Origin of the sequence: Robertmurraya korlensis NBRC 107688 (assembly GCF_001591645.1) — a bacterium.
Taxonomy (GTDB): domain Bacteria; phylum Bacillota; class Bacilli; order Bacillales; family Cytobacillaceae; genus Robertmurraya_A.
Map to the genome: position 1 here is coordinate 1 of NZ_BCVH01000028.1, position 19,786 is coordinate 19,786.

General features: G+C 38.6%; 14 protein-coding genes and 1 other annotated feature. Of the genes, 6 read left to right on the forward strand and 8 right to left on the reverse strand.

The features are described from left to right. Positions 1 to 298: 298 nt before the first annotated feature. Complete coding sequence (locus BKO01S_RS21500) at positions 299 to 997, forward strand: polyphosphate polymerase domain-containing protein (protein ID WP_198158866.1); 699 nt, start codon at positions 299 to 301, stop codon at positions 995 to 997. 19 nt (positions 998 to 1,016) lie between these two features. Further along, the gene (locus BKO01S_RS21505; RefSeq protein WP_066059468.1) at positions 1,017 to 1,700 is read left to right on the forward strand and encodes a DUF4956 domain-containing protein; all 684 of its coding nucleotides are present in this window, start codon (positions 1,017 to 1,019) and stop codon (positions 1,698 to 1,700) included. A gap of 78 nt (positions 1,701 to 1,778) precedes the next feature. On the opposite strand, the gene BKO01S_RS21510 is transcribed toward BKO01S_RS21505, so the two are convergent. Further along, entirely contained in the window at positions 1,779 to 3,968 is a 2,190-nt protein-coding gene (locus BKO01S_RS21510) for a S8 family serine peptidase (RefSeq protein WP_066059471.1), read from the reverse strand. 243 nt (positions 3,969 to 4,211) lie between these two features. On the opposite strand from BKO01S_RS21510, the gene BKO01S_RS21515 reads away from it, so the two are divergent. Next, entirely contained in the window at positions 4,212 to 4,505 is a 294-nt protein-coding gene (locus tag BKO01S_RS21515) for a Dabb family protein (protein ID WP_066059474.1), read from the forward strand. A gap of 62 nt (positions 4,506 to 4,567) precedes the next feature. Then, a complete protein-coding gene (locus tag BKO01S_RS21520) occupies positions 4,568 to 5,476 on the forward strand; it encodes a Gfo/Idh/MocA family protein (RefSeq protein ID WP_066059477.1) in 909 nt (302 codons plus the stop codon). A gap of 46 nt (positions 5,477 to 5,522) precedes the next feature. Here BKO01S_RS21520 and treR read toward each other — a convergent pair whose 3' ends face one another. The 7 genes from treR to proB all read right to left on the reverse strand — a co-directional run bounded on the left by treR (position 5,523) and on the right by proB (position 14,375). Next, entirely contained in the window at positions 5,523 to 6,239 is a 717-nt protein-coding gene (gene treR / locus BKO01S_RS21525) for a trehalose operon repressor (RefSeq protein ID WP_066059481.1), read from the reverse strand. Positions 6,240 to 6,254: 15 nt separating this feature from the next. Beyond that, complete coding sequence (treC, locus tag BKO01S_RS21530; protein ID WP_066059483.1) at positions 6,255 to 7,937, reverse strand: alpha,alpha-phosphotrehalase; 1,683 nt, start codon at positions 7,935 to 7,937, stop codon at positions 6,255 to 6,257. Positions 7,938 to 7,998: 61 nt separating this feature from the next. Then, positions 7,999 to 9,426, reverse strand: a complete 1,428-nt coding sequence (gene treP, locus BKO01S_RS21535; protein WP_066059486.1) for a PTS system trehalose-specific EIIBC component — start codon at positions 9,424 to 9,426, stop codon at positions 7,999 to 8,001. 211 nt (positions 9,427 to 9,637) lie between these two features. Further along, positions 9,638 to 10,630 carry a GNAT family N-acetyltransferase gene (locus BKO01S_RS21540; protein WP_066059490.1) on the reverse strand — a complete coding sequence of 331 codons (993 nt, stop codon included), beginning with the start codon at positions 10,628 to 10,630 and terminating at the stop codon, positions 9,638 to 9,640. Positions 10,631 to 10,657: 27 nt separating this feature from the next. Further along, entirely contained in the window at positions 10,658 to 11,869 is a 1,212-nt protein-coding gene (locus BKO01S_RS21545; RefSeq protein ID WP_066059495.1) for an ATP-binding protein, read from the reverse strand. Positions 11,870 to 12,006: 137 nt separating this feature from the next. After that, on the reverse strand, positions 12,007 to 13,254 hold the full coding sequence (locus tag BKO01S_RS21550; protein ID WP_066059498.1) for a glutamate-5-semialdehyde dehydrogenase: 1,248 nt from the start codon (positions 13,252 to 13,254) through the stop codon (positions 12,007 to 12,009). Then, positions 13,251 to 14,375, reverse strand: a complete 1,125-nt coding sequence (gene proB / locus BKO01S_RS21555; RefSeq protein ID WP_066059500.1) for a glutamate 5-kinase — start codon at positions 14,373 to 14,375, stop codon at positions 13,251 to 13,253. The genes BKO01S_RS21550 and proB overlap by 4 nt, the downstream gene beginning before the upstream one ends. A gap of 55 nt (positions 14,376 to 14,430) precedes the next feature. Further along, positions 14,431 to 14,640, reverse strand: a binding site (T-box leader). Positions 14,641 to 15,125: 485 nt separating this feature from the next. Between proB and BKO01S_RS21560 the strand changes: the two genes are divergently transcribed. Both BKO01S_RS21560 and proC read left to right on the forward strand, forming a co-directional pair. Continuing rightward, complete coding sequence (locus BKO01S_RS21560) at positions 15,126 to 18,632, forward strand: bifunctional 2',3'-cyclic-nucleotide 2'-phosphodiesterase/3'-nucleotidase (RefSeq protein WP_066059503.1); 3,507 nt, start codon at positions 15,126 to 15,128, stop codon at positions 18,630 to 18,632. A gap of 289 nt (positions 18,633 to 18,921) precedes the next feature. Next, complete coding sequence (proC, locus tag BKO01S_RS21565) at positions 18,922 to 19,776, forward strand: pyrroline-5-carboxylate reductase (protein WP_066059505.1); 855 nt, start codon at positions 18,922 to 18,924, stop codon at positions 19,774 to 19,776. Positions 19,777 to 19,786 lie beyond the last annotated feature (10 nt).

Sequence of the window (19,786 nt, forward strand, 5' to 3'; positions counted from 1 at the left end):
TTCATTATTAATTCCTCCAGTATGTTTTGAATTACTCCCATTTACCTGAGAGCCTATTAATAAGAAATTAGATAAGTTCTTTTTAGTAAGAAGATGTTGTTGCTATCTTCTTGTTGATTTCATATTACAATGAAAGCGATTTCATTTATATCTATCATTTTTCCGTTTCACAACGGAAAAAATTATTAACGATAGTTTCCTAATCAAAAATTTAGATTGTAAATTTCCTTTTAAGGTTTGTTTAAGGTTACCCACCGATAATGTGAATCAAGGAGCTAACATAAAGGAGTTGAACATGGTGAAGGCATTGACCTTAAATGGCATTCAAGGGAGATATGAACTAAAGCATGAAATCACAAAAATGGACTGCTATTTATTAAGAAGCAAGCTACAGCATGTGATGATTGCTGACCCCAATGCTAATAATGATGGGAAATACTTAATAAGAAGTGTATACTTCGATAATTTTGATAATAAAGTTCTTCAACAAAAGAAGGAAGGCTTTTTCGAGCGAGATAAGTTTCGTGTCAGGCTGTATGATCATAACACTAGCTATATCAATCTCGAAAAAAAGAGCAAACGAAACAATATGACCTATAAACAAAAATGCCGTATGACCATTGAAGAATATGAAAAGGTAAGAACCGGAGACATTGCTTGGATGGAAAATGATTCACGGCTATTGATGAGAGATTTATATATGCAGATGAATCTCCTGCAGATAAAACCTGTTACCATCGTGGATTATGAGAGAGAGGTTTTTATTTATGAGTACGGGAATGTCCGAGTCACATTCGATAGCTCAGTTAAGACAAGCTTCCGAAACAATGATCTTTTAAATCCAGATGTCCCAATGGTGGAAACAACCCCTGGTATCGTCATTCTAGAAGTCAAGTACGATGAGTTTTTACCTGATATCATCAAGCAGTTAGTTCAACTTCATGACAGACGAAGAGGCACTTATTCAAAATATCAAATAAGCCGTATGTTCGGTTAATATTATTGGAGGAATAAAGATGGACACAATTAATTTTCAAGATATATTTAAATCTAAATTTTTGGAGCAAACCAGCAGTTTTTCAATCGTTGATTCATTGATTGGATTATTTGCATCATTAGTGATTGGACTCTTTATCTATTGGGTATATAAAAAGACGTTTACTGGTGTGATTTATTCACACACCTTTAATATTTCATTAATTGTTATGTCAATGGCTACATCATTAGTTATCATTGGTATCTCGTCCAATGTATTGTTATCACTAGGAATGGTCGGTGCATTATCCATTGTTCGTTTCCGTACACCGATTAAAGATCCTATTGATATTGTTTACTTATTCTGGGCCATCATTGTAGGAATTCTTTGCGGAGCTGGTTTCGTACCACTAGCTGCTCTTGGTTCATTACTCATTGGAGCCATTCTTATCTTCTTTGGAAATCGTATTAAAGTGGAAAACCCCTATTTATTGGTTATACGTTACAACGGCAATTCAATTGAAAAGTCATTAGAGCATGTCGTATCAGAGAATTCAAAAAAGCATACGGTTAAATCAAAATCAGTGATGCCTGGTAGTGAATATGAAGTTACCTATGAAGTCCGTGTGAAGGATAATGACTTGAACTTCATCAACAATATTTCCGAAATGGATGGAGTAAGGTCCGCCATTATGCTAAGCTATGATGGGAATTTTACAGCATAGTATTATTGAAATTAATAATATCTCTTAACTTTGAAAAAGGAGATTGCCCTTCCCCCGGCAATCTCCTTTTATATTTTATTAGCGGTTGTAATCCATGACGTATAAGTATGGAATACGAATATCACCCGCAGATGAGCTTACATTTAAGTAGCTGCTAACGAAATTTGGCGTACCTGCTTGTCCACCTGCATGAGTACCACGGTTCACCACTTCTACCGTAATCTCCTTACTACCTTTAGCAGGGATCGTTACCTCCATATCGCTTACTTTTACATTTTCATCATCACTAATGGTGTAGGCTAGCTCTTTATTAGTTGGGTTCGTTAACGTAACAGTCATTGCATACGTTTGATTTCCTACCGGGCGAACGAGTCCAAAGCTTAAGGATGATGGGAAGGCAAGCGCTGAAGGATTCATTGCTTTGCTTAGGTCAATTAGACCTGCCCCGACCTTTAACGGATCTGACACATCTGTATCAGGTAGAACACTTCCTTCTACATCGTTTGCTGTACCCATTAAGGCTGCTTTTACTTCAGCTGGACCCCAGTCTAAATCATTTCTCTTGCTATAAGCCAATAATACGGCTGCTGCCCCCGCTACATGTGGGGATGCCATTGATGTCCCTTGATAAAGCTCATAACCTCCACCGACGACAGAAGAGTAAATATTTACCCCTGGAGCTGCTACATCCGGCTTAAGCGTGTAATTTGGTGTCGGTCCCCATGAGCTGAAGTTTGCTAACAGATTAGGATCGGTGTCCACCTTTTGCAAGTCACTATTGATCGTAACAGTACGATCTCCCGCCCAGCTAACAAGCGTCTTTCCTGCTTCGTTCCCAACCATTACGGCTGGAACTAGCGCCCCATCCGAAGACATTGGTGTTGGTTCAGCAATTCCATCAAGCTGATAAATAATCACCCCAACTGCACCGGCTGCAGCTGCGTTATTTATTTTTGTAGTAAATGTACACGAACCGCGTTGAATTAACGCAATTTTGCCTTCTAATGGCTTACCAGAAAGAGCGGTACAAGCCAGTTTATCTCCACCAGCTGCTTCTGCCCATACCGCATACTCACCTGTTAAAGGTTCTTTGACTTCTCCACCTTGTGTGCCCGTTGTCGCAATGGTTGGTTCTGTAAGTGCTGCTGATTCTAATGTCATAGCAAAGGTACGACTATTGGTTGTTGCTGCTACTGTGATTACCTTCTCTGCTGTTCCAGGAGATCCAACTGTGTAGTTACCTGGCCCTTCATTTCCAGCTGAGATAGCTACCACTACTCCCGCATCTACTGCTGAGTTCACGGTCATATCCAAGAGGTCTGCACCCTTATGTGGTGTTCCCCCTAAGCTTAAATTAAGAACATCCATGCCATCCTCAACCGCTTCTTCAACTGCTTTAGCAATAAATAAGCTTTTGGCATTTGCAATATCTCCCGGGAAAACATTATAGTTTCCTAAATATGCCCCAGGTGCCACTCCACTCAATGTTTTATCATCTAATTCAGTTTCTGTCCCTGCCTTTCCAGCAACCGTACCTGCTACATGCGTTCCGTGGCTATCAACTGCTTCTGCGCTTAGCTTTGGATCCTGGCTATATACCTTTGCCACAATTACCTTAGGTGTGGTTAGACTAGTATCGCCCTTAGGGAATTCTTCCGGATACGACATGCCTTCATTCGGCTCAAGGAATTCATGTGTATGATCTATCCCTGAATCAATGATACCGACTTTCATTCCTTCACCTGCATTTGCTTGTCCTCCAAGAGACTCCCAAATGGCTTCTGCACCGATTAAAGCATTGCTCTCACTCATTGCTTTTTGATAGGTTGCACTATACCCGCTCTTAACGGCCCCAGGTCCACGGCTAACTTCCTTTAAGGATGCTCCGTTCAACTTTAAGCCAATTCCATTAAAGGTAACATCATACTCTGTTACAACTTCTACTTGAGGGAACTGTCTAGCTAACCATTTTATATAATTTGATCGCTGGGCTTCTAATCGATTTCCATATTTCTTTGCAGCTTGTGACTGTAAATCTACCTTTTTCCCACTAGCTGGTTTTGTTTTTTCGTATCCTGTAATGCTTCCCTCATAGGAAGCGATTGGTGCATCACCAAACTGAATAAAAGCATACTCACTGTCTACTATAACGGAAGATTGTCCATCATCATTTTTCACTATTGCTTGAATCGGGACAGCTGCTGTAAAAATTAACAGAGAAATTAAGAGAACTCCAAAAATACTTTTTATGCTCCTAGCTATCTTCAACAAGTATTCCTCCCTTAAACTATTTTTCTTTGTACTTTCTAGTAAAACTACTAGAATTTACGTCTACTAGTTTAATTTCTATGAAGGAAAATTTAATCCTTTGACTAGTTTTGTCTTATTATGAAAATGATTTTGCTGAATTAACAGCTTTTCTGTAGGTAAAATGGGAATTCATGTATTTATTGATATATATGCTCGAACATTATAGAATACAAGAAAAGAAAATTAGTAGGAGGATTCAACATGATACAACGTACTGTATTACTAAAGTTCGCTGAAACAACAACACAGGAGCAAATGGAAGAGGTAATCAAACGCTTCAAAGCCTTGGAAAAAGCAATCACTGGAGTGGTAGAAGTTCAAGCTGCCTTCAATCTTTCTGAAAAAAGTAAGGAATACCAAGTGATTCTTATGGTTCGCTTCGAAAATGTGGCAGCTGTTGAAGCTTATACGATAAATGAACAACACCAAGAAGTTGCTGCCTTCATCCGCGAGGTTGGAAGACTTGATAGCATTGGTGTAGATATTGAGATTTAAGAGCTTATACCCCACAATATAATTGTGGGGTTTTGTATAAGCTAAGAAGAGGAAGTGTTTTTATGAAAATTGGAATCATTGGATTAGGAGATATCGCAAAAAAGGCATATTTACCCGTGCTTTCAGAAAAAGAAGAGATTGAGCTTGTCCTTTGTACAAGAAATGAAAAGACACTTAATCGACTTTCTAACAAATACCGAATTCAAGAAACCGTGAAGAATATTGATGAGTTACTTTCGAAAAAAATCGATGCAGCCATCGTTAGTACAGCAACAGAAGGACATTTTGAAATCGCGGAAAAACTGCTTCAAAATGGGGTTCATACATACATTGATAAGCCCATATCAATGAACTTCCATGAAACGGAGAGAATTGTTAGGCTAGCAAAAGACAAAGGGAAAATTGCCATGGTTGGTTTCAACAGACGTTTTATCCCTCGCGTGAGAGAGCTAAAGGAACATGGGAAACCAAACCTTATTATCATGCAAAAGAATCGCTATGCAGCACCTGATTATGTGCGTCGATTTGTGGTAGAGGATTTTATCCATGTAGTTGATACACTAAGATTTCTGATGGGGACGACAGTTATAGATGTAAAGGTAGAATATTTGAAAAATGGAGATTATCTGGATCAGCTCGTTATCCAGTTAATTGGTGATGGTTGTATTGCCATAGGAATAATGAATCGCAATGGCGGAGTGACAGAAGAAATGATTGAATATATGGCAGGTCATGAAAAGTTTGTTGTAAATAGCTTGGTTGAAACTACCCGCTATCATAATAAAGAAATAGGATTTACAAAATTTGGTGATTGGGAGCCGACACTCTACAAACGAGGTTTTTACCAGTTGCTTGATCACTTTATTGATTGTGTAAAAACAAATACAACACCTGACCCGTCGATCGAAGATTCTTTTATCACCCATGAAATTTGTGAGAGAATCGTTAAAATGATTGAGTCGGAAGCTTAACAAGGACACAAACACCCCCTGTAAAGCTCTAGAGGGGGTGTTCTTCTTATAGATGATTTCTTCTCGCAAAGTCGACAAAGCGGAATTTATCTGGCCTATGCCTGGATTCAGTGTATTGAAACAGGCTTGCATCATCCAAATAAACATAATTTTTGATGATGACAATATTATGATGACCTTCTAGGTCTAATAATTGTCGATCTTCCTCTGTTGGTTCTTCCACGATAATTTCTTTTTTGGCAAAGCTGATACTTAACTGTAGATCATTTTCAAGGTAGTCGTATATCGAGTGTTCACAAATTTCTTTTGTTAACATAGGAACGAATTTTTTATTCAGATAGTCTTTATCTAGGATTACCTTTTCTCCACCCATCTCTCTCACTCGAAATACTTGCCAGACATGGTCCTTACTAGACAAGTTTAATTGCTTCATAATGAATGGATCTGGTTTCATCAGTGAGAGTTCGTGAACCGTAGTGACTGGTTTTTGCCCCATTTTATCTGCTAATTCCCTGAAGCTTACTAGTCCTGAGACTGGAAAATCTACTTTTGTGCTTTTAATGACAATCGAGCCCTTCCCCCGGACTTTTTGTATATACCCGTTTTGTGATAGAAGGTTCAGTGCTTTTCGGATCGTTTCTCTCGATGTATTGTAACGGTCCTTTAACTCATGCTCAGAGGGCAATAGGGTATTAGGTGCAATTTGCCCGGCTTCTATTTGCTGTACAATATCGTTATGGATCGTTAAATACTTATTTGTCATGTTAAAAACTCCAGTTTACTTTTTTAAATAGTACACTACAGACTCATACGGTCTTAGTCGCAATTGCTTAAAATCCTCTGATGAGTCCGCATAGTTGGATAAAAGAATGGTACTAGCCATACTTTCGGTATCCACATACTCAGGTAATACAAACTCTACTTCTTTGGAATAAAAATTATTCACAACTAGTAGTTTCTCATCACCATTATCTCGTATATAAGCAAAAATAGCATCATGATCTGCTAAAAGCAACTCATAATTTCCGTCTGTTACGATATTGTACTCTTTTCTTAACTGGATAAGCTTTTGATAATGATAAAAAATAGAATCTTGGTCGGCCATTGCCTTTTCTGCATTGATCACTTTGTAGTTTGCTGCTGGTTGAATCCAAGGTGTTCCTGTTGTAAAGCCTGCATTCTCCTCACTATTCCATTGAACAGGTGTTCTCGAATTGTCACGTGATTTTTGCTTGAGGATATCAAGAATTTCCTCTTCCGCCATGCCTTTTCCTTTGAGGATCTCAAATATGTTTAACGACTCTACATCACGATAGTCATGAATAGAATCAAAATTTGGATTAGTCATCCCAAATTCTTCCCCCTGATAAATATATGGAGTTCCTTGCATCATATGGATGACAGTCCCTAGCATTTTAGCAGATTCCCTATGATATTCCTTGTCATTTCCAAAGCGTGACACCACTCTTGGCTGGTCATGATTACACCAGAAAAGGGCATTCCAACCGCCACCCCTATTCATCTCCACTTGCCAGTCAGATAATATTCGCTTTAGCTTATGGAAATCAAAGTCTGCCCTTGACCACTTCTCTCCATTTGGATAGTCTACCTTTAAATGGTGGAAGCTAAATGTCATATCCAACTCTTTCCGTTTTGGATTTGTGTACTTAATACAATTTTCAATAGAAGTCGAAGACATTTCCCCAACCGTCATAATGTCGTAATGAGAGAAAACCTCTTTGTTCATTTCGTGTAGATACTCGTGAATTTTCGGACCATCTGTATAGAATTTGCGTCCATCTCCCAGTCCGACTAACCCATCATCATCTAAGAAACGCTGGTCCTTAGAGAGTAAGTTCACCACGTCTAAACGGAAGCCATCCACCCCTTTATCTAGCCAAAACTTCATCATATCGTAAACCTGTCGACGGACAGGCTCATGCTCCCAATTCAAATCCGCTTGTGTAACATCGAACAAGTGTAAATAATACTGATCAGTTGTTTCATCATACTGCCACGCATTTCCACCGAACTTAGATTCCCAGTTGGTCGGAGCCCCACCCTTTTTTGCATCCTTCCATATATAGAATTCACGATAAGGGTTGTCCTTTGAAGACTTAGATTCAATAAACCATTGGTGCTCCGTTGAAGTGTGGTTAACAACAATATCCATAATGATTTTAATCCCGTGTTTTTGGGCAACATTTAGTAAAAGATCAAAGTCTTCCATCGTTCCATACGGCTCATAGATGCGAAAGTAATCACTGATATCATACCCATTGTCGCGCTGCGGAGACTCATATATCGGTGTTAACCAAATAACCTCTACACCAAGAGTAGCTAAATAATCTAATTTTTGTATAATCCCCTTAATATCTCCTACACCATTTCCTGTCGTATCATTAAAGCTTTTTGGATAAATTTGATATACAACCGCTTTTTTCCACCAAGGTTGAGTCATGTTTGTAGCACCAGCCCTTATTTAATAGTAAAAGAGGAACAAGTCAATGTTCCTCTCGACATTATTTTCTTTTGAAAGATACTTTACCTACGTTCGCCTTTGCAAATACAACCGTTAAGATGAACGGTACAATTACTGCAACAACCATTGAAATAGCGAATGTTAGCATATGCTGTGGTTGGATGGAAAGAATTCCAGGAAGACCACCCACACCGATTGAGTTCGCCATTACATTGCTTCCTACTGAGATCACTGCTGCTACCATTGAGCCGATCATTGCAGCTAGGAATGGGAAGCCATATTTTAAGTTGATACCAAACATCGCTGGCTCTGTTACACCCAGGTAACAAGAGATGGCTGCTGGGATTGAAACCTGCTTTTCTTCTTCATTTTTTCTATTGAGATAGATCATCGCTAGAACCGCAGAACCTTGAGCAATATTTGATAAAGCAATCATTGGCCAAAGGTTTGTTCCACCAAGCTCACTCATTAACTGTAAGTCAATTGCGTTGGTCATATGGTGTAAACCTGTAATGACAAGGGGTGCATAAGCAAAGCCAAATACGGCTGCAAATAACCAGCCTACTGCAGAGGTTAAGCCAGAGTATACAACATCGGAGATGAAAGAACCAATGGCCCAACCTACTGGTCCAAGTACAGTATGCGCAATTAGAACCGTTGGCACTAGGGCAAAGAATGGTACAACAATCATGGAAACCGCATTTGGAACGACCTTACGTAATTTTAGTTCAAGGAATGAAAGAACTATACCTGCTAAAATGGCTGGAATGACCTGTGCTTGGTAACCAATCATGTCTATTGTTGCAAAACCAAAATCCCAGAATGGCACTTCAGTCGCACCTGCGACCCCATACGCATTCAATAGCTGTGGTGATACAAGTGTAATCCCTAACACGATCCCTAAAATCGGAGTTGCCCCCATTTTTCTAGCAACTGCCCAGGTAATCCCTACCGGTAGGAAGTGGAATATCGCTTCCCCAATTAGCCATAAGAAGGCATGTGTACCTGCCCAGAATTGAGACATCTCAACTAACGATTTCGTTCCATCCTCGAACATCTTGATGTCACCGATTACATTTCGGAAACCAAGAATAAGACCCCCAACAACGATGGCTGGAATTAATGGAGTAAAGATATCTGCAAGGTGAGCGATCATTCGTTGCAGCCAGTTCATATTTTGTTTCGCTGCTTGTTTCGCCTCATCTTTAGAAGTATCGCTTACACCAGCTATTTTAATAAACTCATTGTAAAAGGATGACACTTCATTCCCAATGATGACTTGGAACTGACCCGCTTGTGTAAAGGTACCTTTTACAAGCTTAATGGATTCAATCTTATCTATATCTGCTTTTTTCGGATCTTTTAAAACAAACCGCATTCTTGTTACACAGTGTGTAACAACAGAAATATTTTCGCTACCACCGATATGCTCTAGCAGATCTTTTGCCGGTTGAGTGTAGTTACTCATTTTGTATTCCTCCCTGGTAAAGAGTTACCAAATAATTTTATTATGAAACAAATAAACAAAATAATTCCGCTTACATCGTCGGACAACTTGTATATACATGTTTTGTTTACGTTTTCATTCTAACTTGTATATACAAATCTGTCAATCTACTTTTTGAAAATATAGATCACCAATAAAAAAACGCCCGAATCCGGACGTTTTTCAACTTATTTTATCTTGCCCACGTAACTTGGGAATCAACTTTACGACTTAATCGGTAGGCTGTTTCTTTGAATCCTTGTTTTGGCCAAAATGTGGAGGATAATAGGTTCGTCATCCTCCAATCAGAGACAACTAACTGATATCCCTTTGCCCTTACTTCATTCAATGCCGTGTACGTTAGCAAACGACCAATTCCTTTTCCTCTATAGCCTTCTATCGTACCACCGATCCCAAGCTCCATACTATGTTGAGGAATAGACATTTGTGTGTGCTTAGAATGATCCATATTTACTGGCCACAGAGCCTGAAATCCTACCAATTTATTCTCTTCAAAGGCAAGCCATACATCTACATCTGGTTCTGAAATAAGTCCAGCATACCCGTCTCGTAGTTTTTCTTCATCTTCTGGAAAAAATGGTGCAAATGTTGGTGCTAATGCTTGATGTTTAAAGATAAGTGTGGCAATACTTCTAAGATTATTTAGATCTGCTTCCGTTGCTTTTCTGACAGTTATCCCCTTTGCGTCTGGAGGGGTAAGAGTGATTTGGGTTAAGTCATTTATGGCATGGACCTGCTCATAACTGAATCCTAACCTCAACCATGCTTCGACTGCTTGGTTCCCAAAAGGAGCAATAATATAATGCTGGAAATACCCCTGTTTAATCCACTTGTCTGCTACCTTTGCGTACATCATGCGATACAATTCAGGGTTTCGGATTTTTCTTATTGCAAATCCTTCATAATCTATCCACACTTGACGGCCTCTTTGTGGATCAACTTTATAACGGTACAGGATAAAGCCAAGTAATTCATTCTCTAAAACTACCGCCAATCCCTCTACTCCCCTTTTCTCAAACAGTGCCTTTACAGCCTCGAGTGCAAATGCCGCATTCTCATAATCTACTGGAAGACTAGGTGAATGGACTCGATCCTGCTGATGTCTTAAGGACAGTAATAGGGCAGCTTCATCAAGCATTTCTTCTACAAATGGGACAAACTTCATATCAGGCACCCCTTCCCCATTCGGGTATTAAATGAGTGAAGGAAAACGGACAGTAACGGTTGTTCCTTCTCCTTTTGCACTCTTAAAGCTAATTTTCCCTTTGTAATTCTCTGCAATATTAAAGCAAATCATCATTCCGAGTCCGGTTCCCTTACTTTTTAAAGAATAAAAAGGGGTTCCTAGAGACTCAATTTCTTTTTCTGTCATCCCTTGACCATAATCTTTAACGTTAATTTCAACAAATTCCTTCATTTTTGATGCAGATACTACAACAGAATCACCAATATTTGATGCTTCTATTGCATTTTTAATAATATTAATGAATAACTGTTTCATCTCAATATTATTAGCTGCTATATAGGAATCGTCTACTATTCGTAATTCAATTTGATTATCATGTAACAGTCCATAAGAATGGAGCAAATCGGTTACACTTTGAAGAACCTGCTTGACACTCACTGATTCTAATTCTTTTTCCTTCGTTGGCTTTGCAATGGATAAGAATTGGGAAATAACCTGTTCTGCTGTATTTAACTCATCCACCATTAAGTGAAAATGTTTTTTTAACTTTTCATCTGTTTCGTTAGATTGCTCGTAAAACTGTAAAAACCCTTTAACTACTGTCAAAGGATTTCTGATTTCATGAGCAACTGCAGCTGCAAGTTGTCCAGTCGTCTTCAAACGCTCTGACTGTTTAATTTGTTGAAAATATAGTTGTTGTTTCTTCAATCGACCATAGGATATATAAAAAATAAAATAAATGATAGCTTGACTGCCAAGGAAATTGATTATATTCCCTACTAAATCATCTTGAATATAAGAATAATGGGCACCTTTATCAACTAGGATGATATATATGAATGTCATGGATATAGAAATGCTATTAAGTGTTAACGAAAAATAAAAGAGTTTTGAATCAAAAAATAATATGGAGATAGCCGGAATCAAACATAAAAAGATAAAATTCGACCATGTATCAGGATATATAAAAAACAGTGAATAAAAATATAAGAATGCTGTAATCATGATGAGCAATCGGGAATTATGTGATGTATACCTCGGGTACAACAATAAACTAATAGCAAAAATGGTAAGAAATAACCCATGGAGAAAAAAAGCTACCCCATCTTGACTATAATAGGGATTATCAACTAACAAACCCATTAACATAATGGCAATAACAACAATTATCGTAAAGTAATACAGTTTTTTATTAATCTCCGTATAAAGTTCCTTCATACTTACTCCTTTAAACCTGGGTTGCAATTCGGTTAATACGATACTTCCTTTATACTACCATAATTACCCTTTTGTTTTGGGAAAAAATTTAATCAAAAATAGAGTAGCTCATGGAATCTGCTACTCTATTTTGCTATTTATTCTCTTATTTGTCCCGTGCCACGAACAATGTACTTAGTAGAGGTAAGAGCTGGTAAGCCCATTGGACCTCGTGCATGAAGCTTTTGTGTACTAATCCCTATCTCTGCCCCAAATCCAAATTCAAAACCATCTGTAAACCTTGTAGAAGCATTGTGATAGAGGGCCGCTGCATCTACCCTATTGAAGAATGTCTCTACATTCTCAGCAGATTCCGAAATAATCGCTTCTGAATGCTTTGATCCATAGCTAGCAATATGACTGATTGCTTCATCAACATCAGACACCACTCGAAGTGCCACTGTTAGGGTTAAGAACTCGGTTTCCCAATCTTCTACGGTAGCAGGAAGTAAATCTTTATCGAATTGTCTTGCCTTTTCATCTGCTCTTATTTCCACCTTTTTCTGTTGTAACGCATTAATTAAATCCTTTAAATGCTGATCTGCCCATTTTTGGTGGACAAGTATGGTTTCTGCAGCATTACACACAGATGGACGTTGGGTTTTTGCATTTATAGCAATATCAATCGCCATTTTATAATCTGCACTTTCATCAATGTAAATATGGCAATTCCCCACTCCTGTTTCAAGAACAGGAACAGACGCATTATTTACAACCGATTGAATGAGATTAGCCCCTCCTCTAGGGATTAGAACATCTAAGTACTCTGTTAGCTTAAACATTTGTGAGGCAGTTTCTCTGCTTGTATCTTCAAGTAACTGGACTGCTTCCGTTGGACATTCACTTTTATCAAGTGCACGGTGAATAACCGTTACAATCGCTTTGTTTGAATGAATGGCCGATGAACTTCCACGTAATAATACGGCATTACCTGTTTTTAAGCATAGACTTGCTGCATCTACTGTTACATTTGGTCTAGCTTCATAGATCATTCCCACAACGCCAAGGGGAACACGGACCTTTTCAATATGAAGACCATTTGGACGATCCCAGCCCTCCAAAATCTCCCCAACAGGATCTGGTAAAGTGGCTACTTGTCTTACTCCTTCGGACATATCTTGAATACGATCTTCTGTTAATTTAAGGCGATCTAGTAAGTTATCACCCATTCCACTTTGTTTACCAGCCTCAATATCCTTCTTATTCTCTTGTAAAATAAAAGGGATGTCCTCTAGTAATTGATTAGCTATAAGTAGTAATGCATCGTTTTTCTGCTTGGTTGTACAAAGAGCTATGCTAGTTGCTAGAGTACTTGCCAGACGTGCCTTATTTAATAATTCTGTCATCTTTGTTTCCTCTCCTTTGTAAAAGTAACCCAGTTATCTCTGTGAATGACTTCAATCCTATTATGCATATTTACTATATTTGCTTCTTTACTTGAAAGTCCTTTAATTTTAGACAGTTCTTCAACTGTATAATTGATTTGCCCTTTACCTACTAGTTCTCCCTTTTCATTCCATACCTCTACAACATCACCACGTGTAAAGGAACCTTCTACCTCTGTTACCCCAGCTGGCAAGAGACTTTTTCCTAGATGAATGACGGCATGCTCTGCACCTGAATCGATATCAATACGTCCGGCGACTTGTGAGTGGATTCCTATCCATTGTTTCTTGCTTTTTAAGGAAGTCCCTAGATTATAGCCAATATAGGTTCCATCTCCCTTCCCTGTAACAATATCAATTAGCTTACCAGCTCCTTCTCCTTTACCGATAAATACCTTAACACCGACAGATAAAGCCGTTTTAGCAGCCTCAAGCTTAGAACGCATTCCACCTGTACCGACCTTTGAACCTGAACCTCCCGCAACCTCTAATACATCCTCTGTAATTTCAGGTAGGAAATTATATTTTTTTGCGTTCGGGTCTTTACTCGGATTTCCGTCATATAAACCATTAATATCTGTCAAAATAATAAGTGTATCCGCATGGATGAATCCACTAACCAGAGCCGATAGCATATCGTTATCTCCAAATGTTAGTTCATCCACTGCAACCGAATCATTTTCATTAATAATCGGTATGACCCCACGTTTTAATAGCTCAGATAGGGTGGAATATGCATTATTGTATTGTTCTTGTTGGGAAAAATCGTTTCTAGTTAGTAGAAGCTGTGCCGATACGATTCCTTCTTTTTGAAACTCCTCAAAATAGCTTTGCATGAGTAATCCCTGTCCCACAGCTGCTGCCGCTTGCTTACCTGCAATCGTCACAGGTCTTGTTTGGTACCCTAATACTGAAAAACCTGCAGCCACTGCTCCCGAAGAAATAAGAATCACTTCATTTCCTTCCTTCTTCAGCTTAGACAGTGCAGCCACATGCTCAGCGATTTTGTTCTTTGATAGACCACCTTGCGAATTCGTTAACGAACTACTCCCAATTTTTACAACAATGCGCTGTTTGGCCACTTTAATCCCTCATTCTCTAAAATTCTCCACCTAAATAAAAAAACTCCTCCATCCTTAAAAGGACGGAAGAGTTATATCCGCGGTACCACCTTTTTAGCAGCCTTAAAAAAGCTACCTCTCAAACCCCGTAACGAGGGGAAACGGTTAGTTTTTCTAACAGCTCAAGGACAGGTTCTATCTGTCAGCGGTGGCAGGGACTCGCAGCCTAGGACCCCACTCTCTTCACACATGTACAAGATGTACTTATTCCTCTCATCGCTTCTTCGTTCATCATTTCTTTGCAGAATATTATAAATTCTCTTGACCAACTCGTCAAGAGAATCTTTCATTATTATACCTCCCCTATATTGTCAACCAATTTGTTATCTATAAGGACCTTCTATGACAATATATGGTTGTTTTCCCCTCAAAAGGTCTTTTATTCCTATCTCGTCCTTTTCTTACCGATACATTTGTATGATTTTTGAACCTTTTTAGCGTCTTCAAACCCTTCTTCTATTTTAATCCATTAGCAAACCCTCCATACCAGTTTGTACCATTTTAAATAAACTAATCTTATAGACCCATCTGATTATTTTATTAAAAGGTAGATATATCTAAGAGAAATTTGTCGAATATTTTTTAAATTAGGACTATATAATCAACTTTATAAACCTAACAATTTTTTAACACCACCTTAACAATAACCATGCTATATTACACCTTAGAGACCCTAAATATCTCAATAATAGAATAAGGATGGATGGATCGATGAAACTGCAAAGCAAAAAAAAGGGTAATAAAATTTTATCTAGCACACTTGCTCTCAGCATGATCGCAGCACCGTTAATACCAACCAATGTACTTGCAGCAAAGCCTTCCGTAGCTAAGGTTCAATCAGAAGTTGAACTTCGTATCATGGAGACAACTGATATTCATACGAATCTATTAGACTTTGATTATTACAAGAATGCAACCGCTCCAAAGTTAGGTTTGGCAAAAACAGCGACACTTGTAAAAGAAGCACGAGCACAAGTAGATAATTCTGTACTAGTAGACAATGGTGACCTTATTCAAGGGACTCCTCTTGGAACTTACAAAGCCAAGATTGATCCTTTAGAGGATGGAGAAGTTCATCCAGCTATTAAAGCAATGAACTTAATGGGTTATGATATGGCAACCCTTGGAAACCACGAGTTCAACTATGGATTAGAATATCTCGATGAAGTCTATGATGATGCGGACTTCTCGTTCGTTAATGCGAACGTTTATGTGGATGATCATGATAACGACCCAACCAACGATGTGAATAAATATACTCCTTATAAAATTATTGAGAAAAAAGTAACGGATGAAAACGGTAAAACAGCTGTTATTCAAATTGGTTATATCGGATTTGTCCCTCCTCAAATTAATGAGTGGGATAAAGCAAACTTAGATGGCAAGGTCATTACAAAGAATGTCGTAGAATCTGCCGAACGTTTTGTTCCAATGATGAAGGAAGAAGGAGCTGACGTAATTGTTGCAATGGCTCACTCTGGCTTCAGTGGCAATGAAACAAACACAGAAGATACGGTTTATGCATTAAGTAAGGTAGAAGGAATTGATGCCATTACTTTCTCTCACACTCATAAAGTATTCCCTGCAAAAGATGTTACTTCACTAGATGCATTATTCAAAGGTGCTGATGGACAACCTCTTCCTGGCGTAGACAATGCAAAGGGAACTATTAATGGCGTTGCAGCTGTACAAGCTGGTTACGGTGGTGGAGCTTTAGGGATTATCGACCTTACCCTACAAAAGGTAAAAGGAAAATGGTCTGTTGCAGATTCTCAATCTTCTACACGTGCCATTGATACAGTAAAGCCAGATGAGAAAATTGTGGAAGCAGTAAAAGCTGATCATGATGCAACGATTGAATATGTAAACACTCCTATCGGAACAACAACCGATGATATTTATAGCTATTTTGCTCTTGTGCAAGATGATCCATCTATTCAAGTGGTGACAAACGCACAAAAATGGTATGTAGAAAAGTATATTGGTTTAAACAAACCAGAATTAACAGACCTTCCTATCCTTTCTGTTGGTGCGCCATTTAAAGCAGGACGTAATGGCGTTGAAGAGTATACAGAGATTAAGCAAGGTGACTTAACGATTCGGAGCGCTGGTGATTTATACCTTTACGACAATACGTTAAAGGCTGTGAAAGTAAAAGGATCTGTTGTTAAAGAATGGATTGAAATGACTGCAGGGAAATTCAATCAAATTGATCCAGCTAAAACAGAGGAACAGCAGCTTTTAAATCCATCCTTCCCTGTTTATAATTTCGATGTGATTGATGGAGTTGAGTATCAAATTGATGTTACACAACCAGCTAAGTACGATACAAAAGGCAATCTAGTAAACCCAGAATCTAGCCGCGTAATGAATCTAGAATACAATGGTGAACCCGTTGACCCTGAGCAAGAATTTATTGTTGTCACAAATAACTACCGTGCTGGCGGTGGTGGTAACTTCCCTGGAATCAAAGGCAGTGAATTAGTGGTTGATTCTGCGGATGAAAACCGTCAAATCTTAATGGATTATATTTCTGAGGAAAAAGTTATTACACCAACAGCTGATAACAATTGGTCAATCGCACCTATTTCTGCTGATGTGAATGTGACGTTTACAACTTCACCAAAGGCAGAGCAATACATTGGTGAAAATAGCCCATTCTCTTATACTGGCAATAAAGATTCAGCTGGATTTGGTATTTTCAATATTAACCTAAACCGCGGAGTGAAGGTTCAGCTTTTAGGTGTAAATGACTTACACGGTCAGTTAGATACTGTTACAAAAGTTGGCACTTCTTTAGCTGGTCAAATTGAGTACACAGCTGGTGCCTTAAAGGAAGAAGAAGCTACGAACCCTAACACATTAATCTTACATGCTGGTGATATGATTGGAGGAAGCCCGCTTATCTCTGCTCTTTTCCAAGATGAACCAACGATTGAAGTTCTTGAAGAAATCGGATTTGATGCTGGCACTCTAGGAAACCATGAGTTTGATGAAGGAATTGACGAGCTTAAGCGAATGATGGGTGGCGGGGACCATCCGAATGGGACTGTTGGTTATGATGGAATGAACTTCCCTCTTGTGGCAGCAAATGCATTTGACACAAGAGATGGAGAGTTAATCACTGAACCATACACAGTGCTTGAAACTGGTGGACAAAAGATTGGAGTTATTGGTGTAGTAACTCAAGAAACTCCTACTATGATTGTCACAAAAGGCAATGAATCTCTTAAAATCACAGATGAAGTAGAAGCCATTAACAAGTACACAGCAGAATTGAAAGCTCAAGGTGTAGAAGCAATTGCTGTTCTTGCTCATAATCCTGCTACACAAACTGGATACACTGATTCCTATGATGCTAGTAAAATCGCAGAACAAGTGAATGATGAAGTTGACGTGATTTTTGCTGCTCACAACCATGTAAAAGTGAATCGTGTAGTTGACAACAAGCTGATTGTACAAGCTTATTCCTACGGTTCTGCATTCTCTGATATAGATCTAGAAATCGATCCTTTTACAGGAGATATTTTTAAGAAATCAGCAGAAATTAAAACCGTTTACCAAGACAAGTACACTCCAGATCCAGCAGTGGCTGCAATTATGAAAAAGTATGCTGAAAAAGTAGAACCTATTAAAGCACAAGTAGTTGGACAATCCCTTACTACCCTTGAAAAAGGATATCCAACAGTTGCTAAAGAATTTGGTGATTTAGGATTAGGAAACCTGATTGCTGATGGTATGAAAGTAGCTATGAATTCTGATTTCGCACTTATGAATGGCGGTGGAGTACGCTCTCAGCTTGATGCTGGAGAAGTAACTTACGGTGATTTATTTGCGATTCAACCATTTGGTAATGTTTTAAATAAAGCTACTCTAAGTGGTGCAGACTTACGCGTGATTCTAGATGAGCAAATTACAGCTAGAGGTCTTGACTACCATATTTCTGGATTCAAGTATACGTACACATATGACGATGCTGCTAAGACTGGAAAAGTGGTCGATATCACATTACCTGATGGAACTCCAATTGACCCAGCAAAAGAATACACGGTGGTCGTGAACAACTATATGTACGGCAACACAGGTTCAAGCATTAATGAGCTATCTTCAAGCATGGAAGTTGGCCCAGTTGATTTAGATGCAACTGTAGATTATGTTAAATCACTAACTTCTCCAATTGACTATAAGTCTGAAGGAAGAATTAAAAGAGTAAACTAAGATCAATATTTGTCCTCAGGAGAAGATTCTCCTGGGGTTTTTTTATGTTTTTTCATTTGATTGCTTGTCCCATTCCACCAAAAAAACTCCAAATACACGGCTGAGACGCGGTTATCCTTGCTGAGACGTTATCTAATGGATATAACTCCACATGGTAACGCTTACACTAACTAATTGGAAGAAATACTCCTAACCTTTCCTGAACCCCTTGAATATGAAAATCACCATGTTAGTATTAAATTCTGAGATACATTACGAACAAAAATACGAACAATATTGGAGAGATGAGATGCTACACAATAAGAAAGTTGCATTTATAGGTGCAGGCTCAATGGCAGAAGCAATGATTGCTGGATTGGTTCTATCAGAAAGAATCCCAGCAGAAAATATTATTGCAACAAACCGTTCAAATGAACAAAGATTAGCTGCAATTGAAGCGAAGTATGGAATTAAAGGATTGAAACTTGACCATCTACCGTTTGACCAAATAGATATTTTTATCTTGGCTATGAAGCCAAAGGATGTCGATCAAGCATTAAACCATTTAAAACACCGAATTAAATCTAACCAACTCGTTTTATCCGTTTTAGCTGGAATTACAACAACATATCTAGAACAAAACCTTCATAATGGCCAGCAAGTAGTTCGTGTTATGCCGAATACGTCAAGCGCAATCGGCGAATCAGCTACTGCCATATCCCCAGGTCATAATACAGCAGAAAATCACGTATACGTAACAAAAGAGTTACTTGAGTGCATCGGTGAGGTCTTTCAAATCGATGAGAAGAATATGGATATATTCACAGGACTTGCCGGAAGTGGCCCTGCCTATTTCTATTATTTAATGGAGCATATGGAACAACAAGGAGCAAAAGCCGGCTTTGATTTAGAAACAACTCGACAAATTATCGCTCAGACGATTGTTGGAGCAGCAAAAATGGTCCAGGAACAAGATGATACCCCTACCGTTCTTAGAGAAAAAGTGACCTCCCCTAACGGCACGACAGCGGCTGGACTCCAAGCACTTGATGTAAATGGTGGTGGGAAAGCGATAGCAAAAGCTGTAGAATTCGCTGCCAAACGTTCAAAAGAAATAAGTGACCAAATAAAAGAAAGTCTATTAGTTAGACCGTCTACAAAATAAAAAAATATAT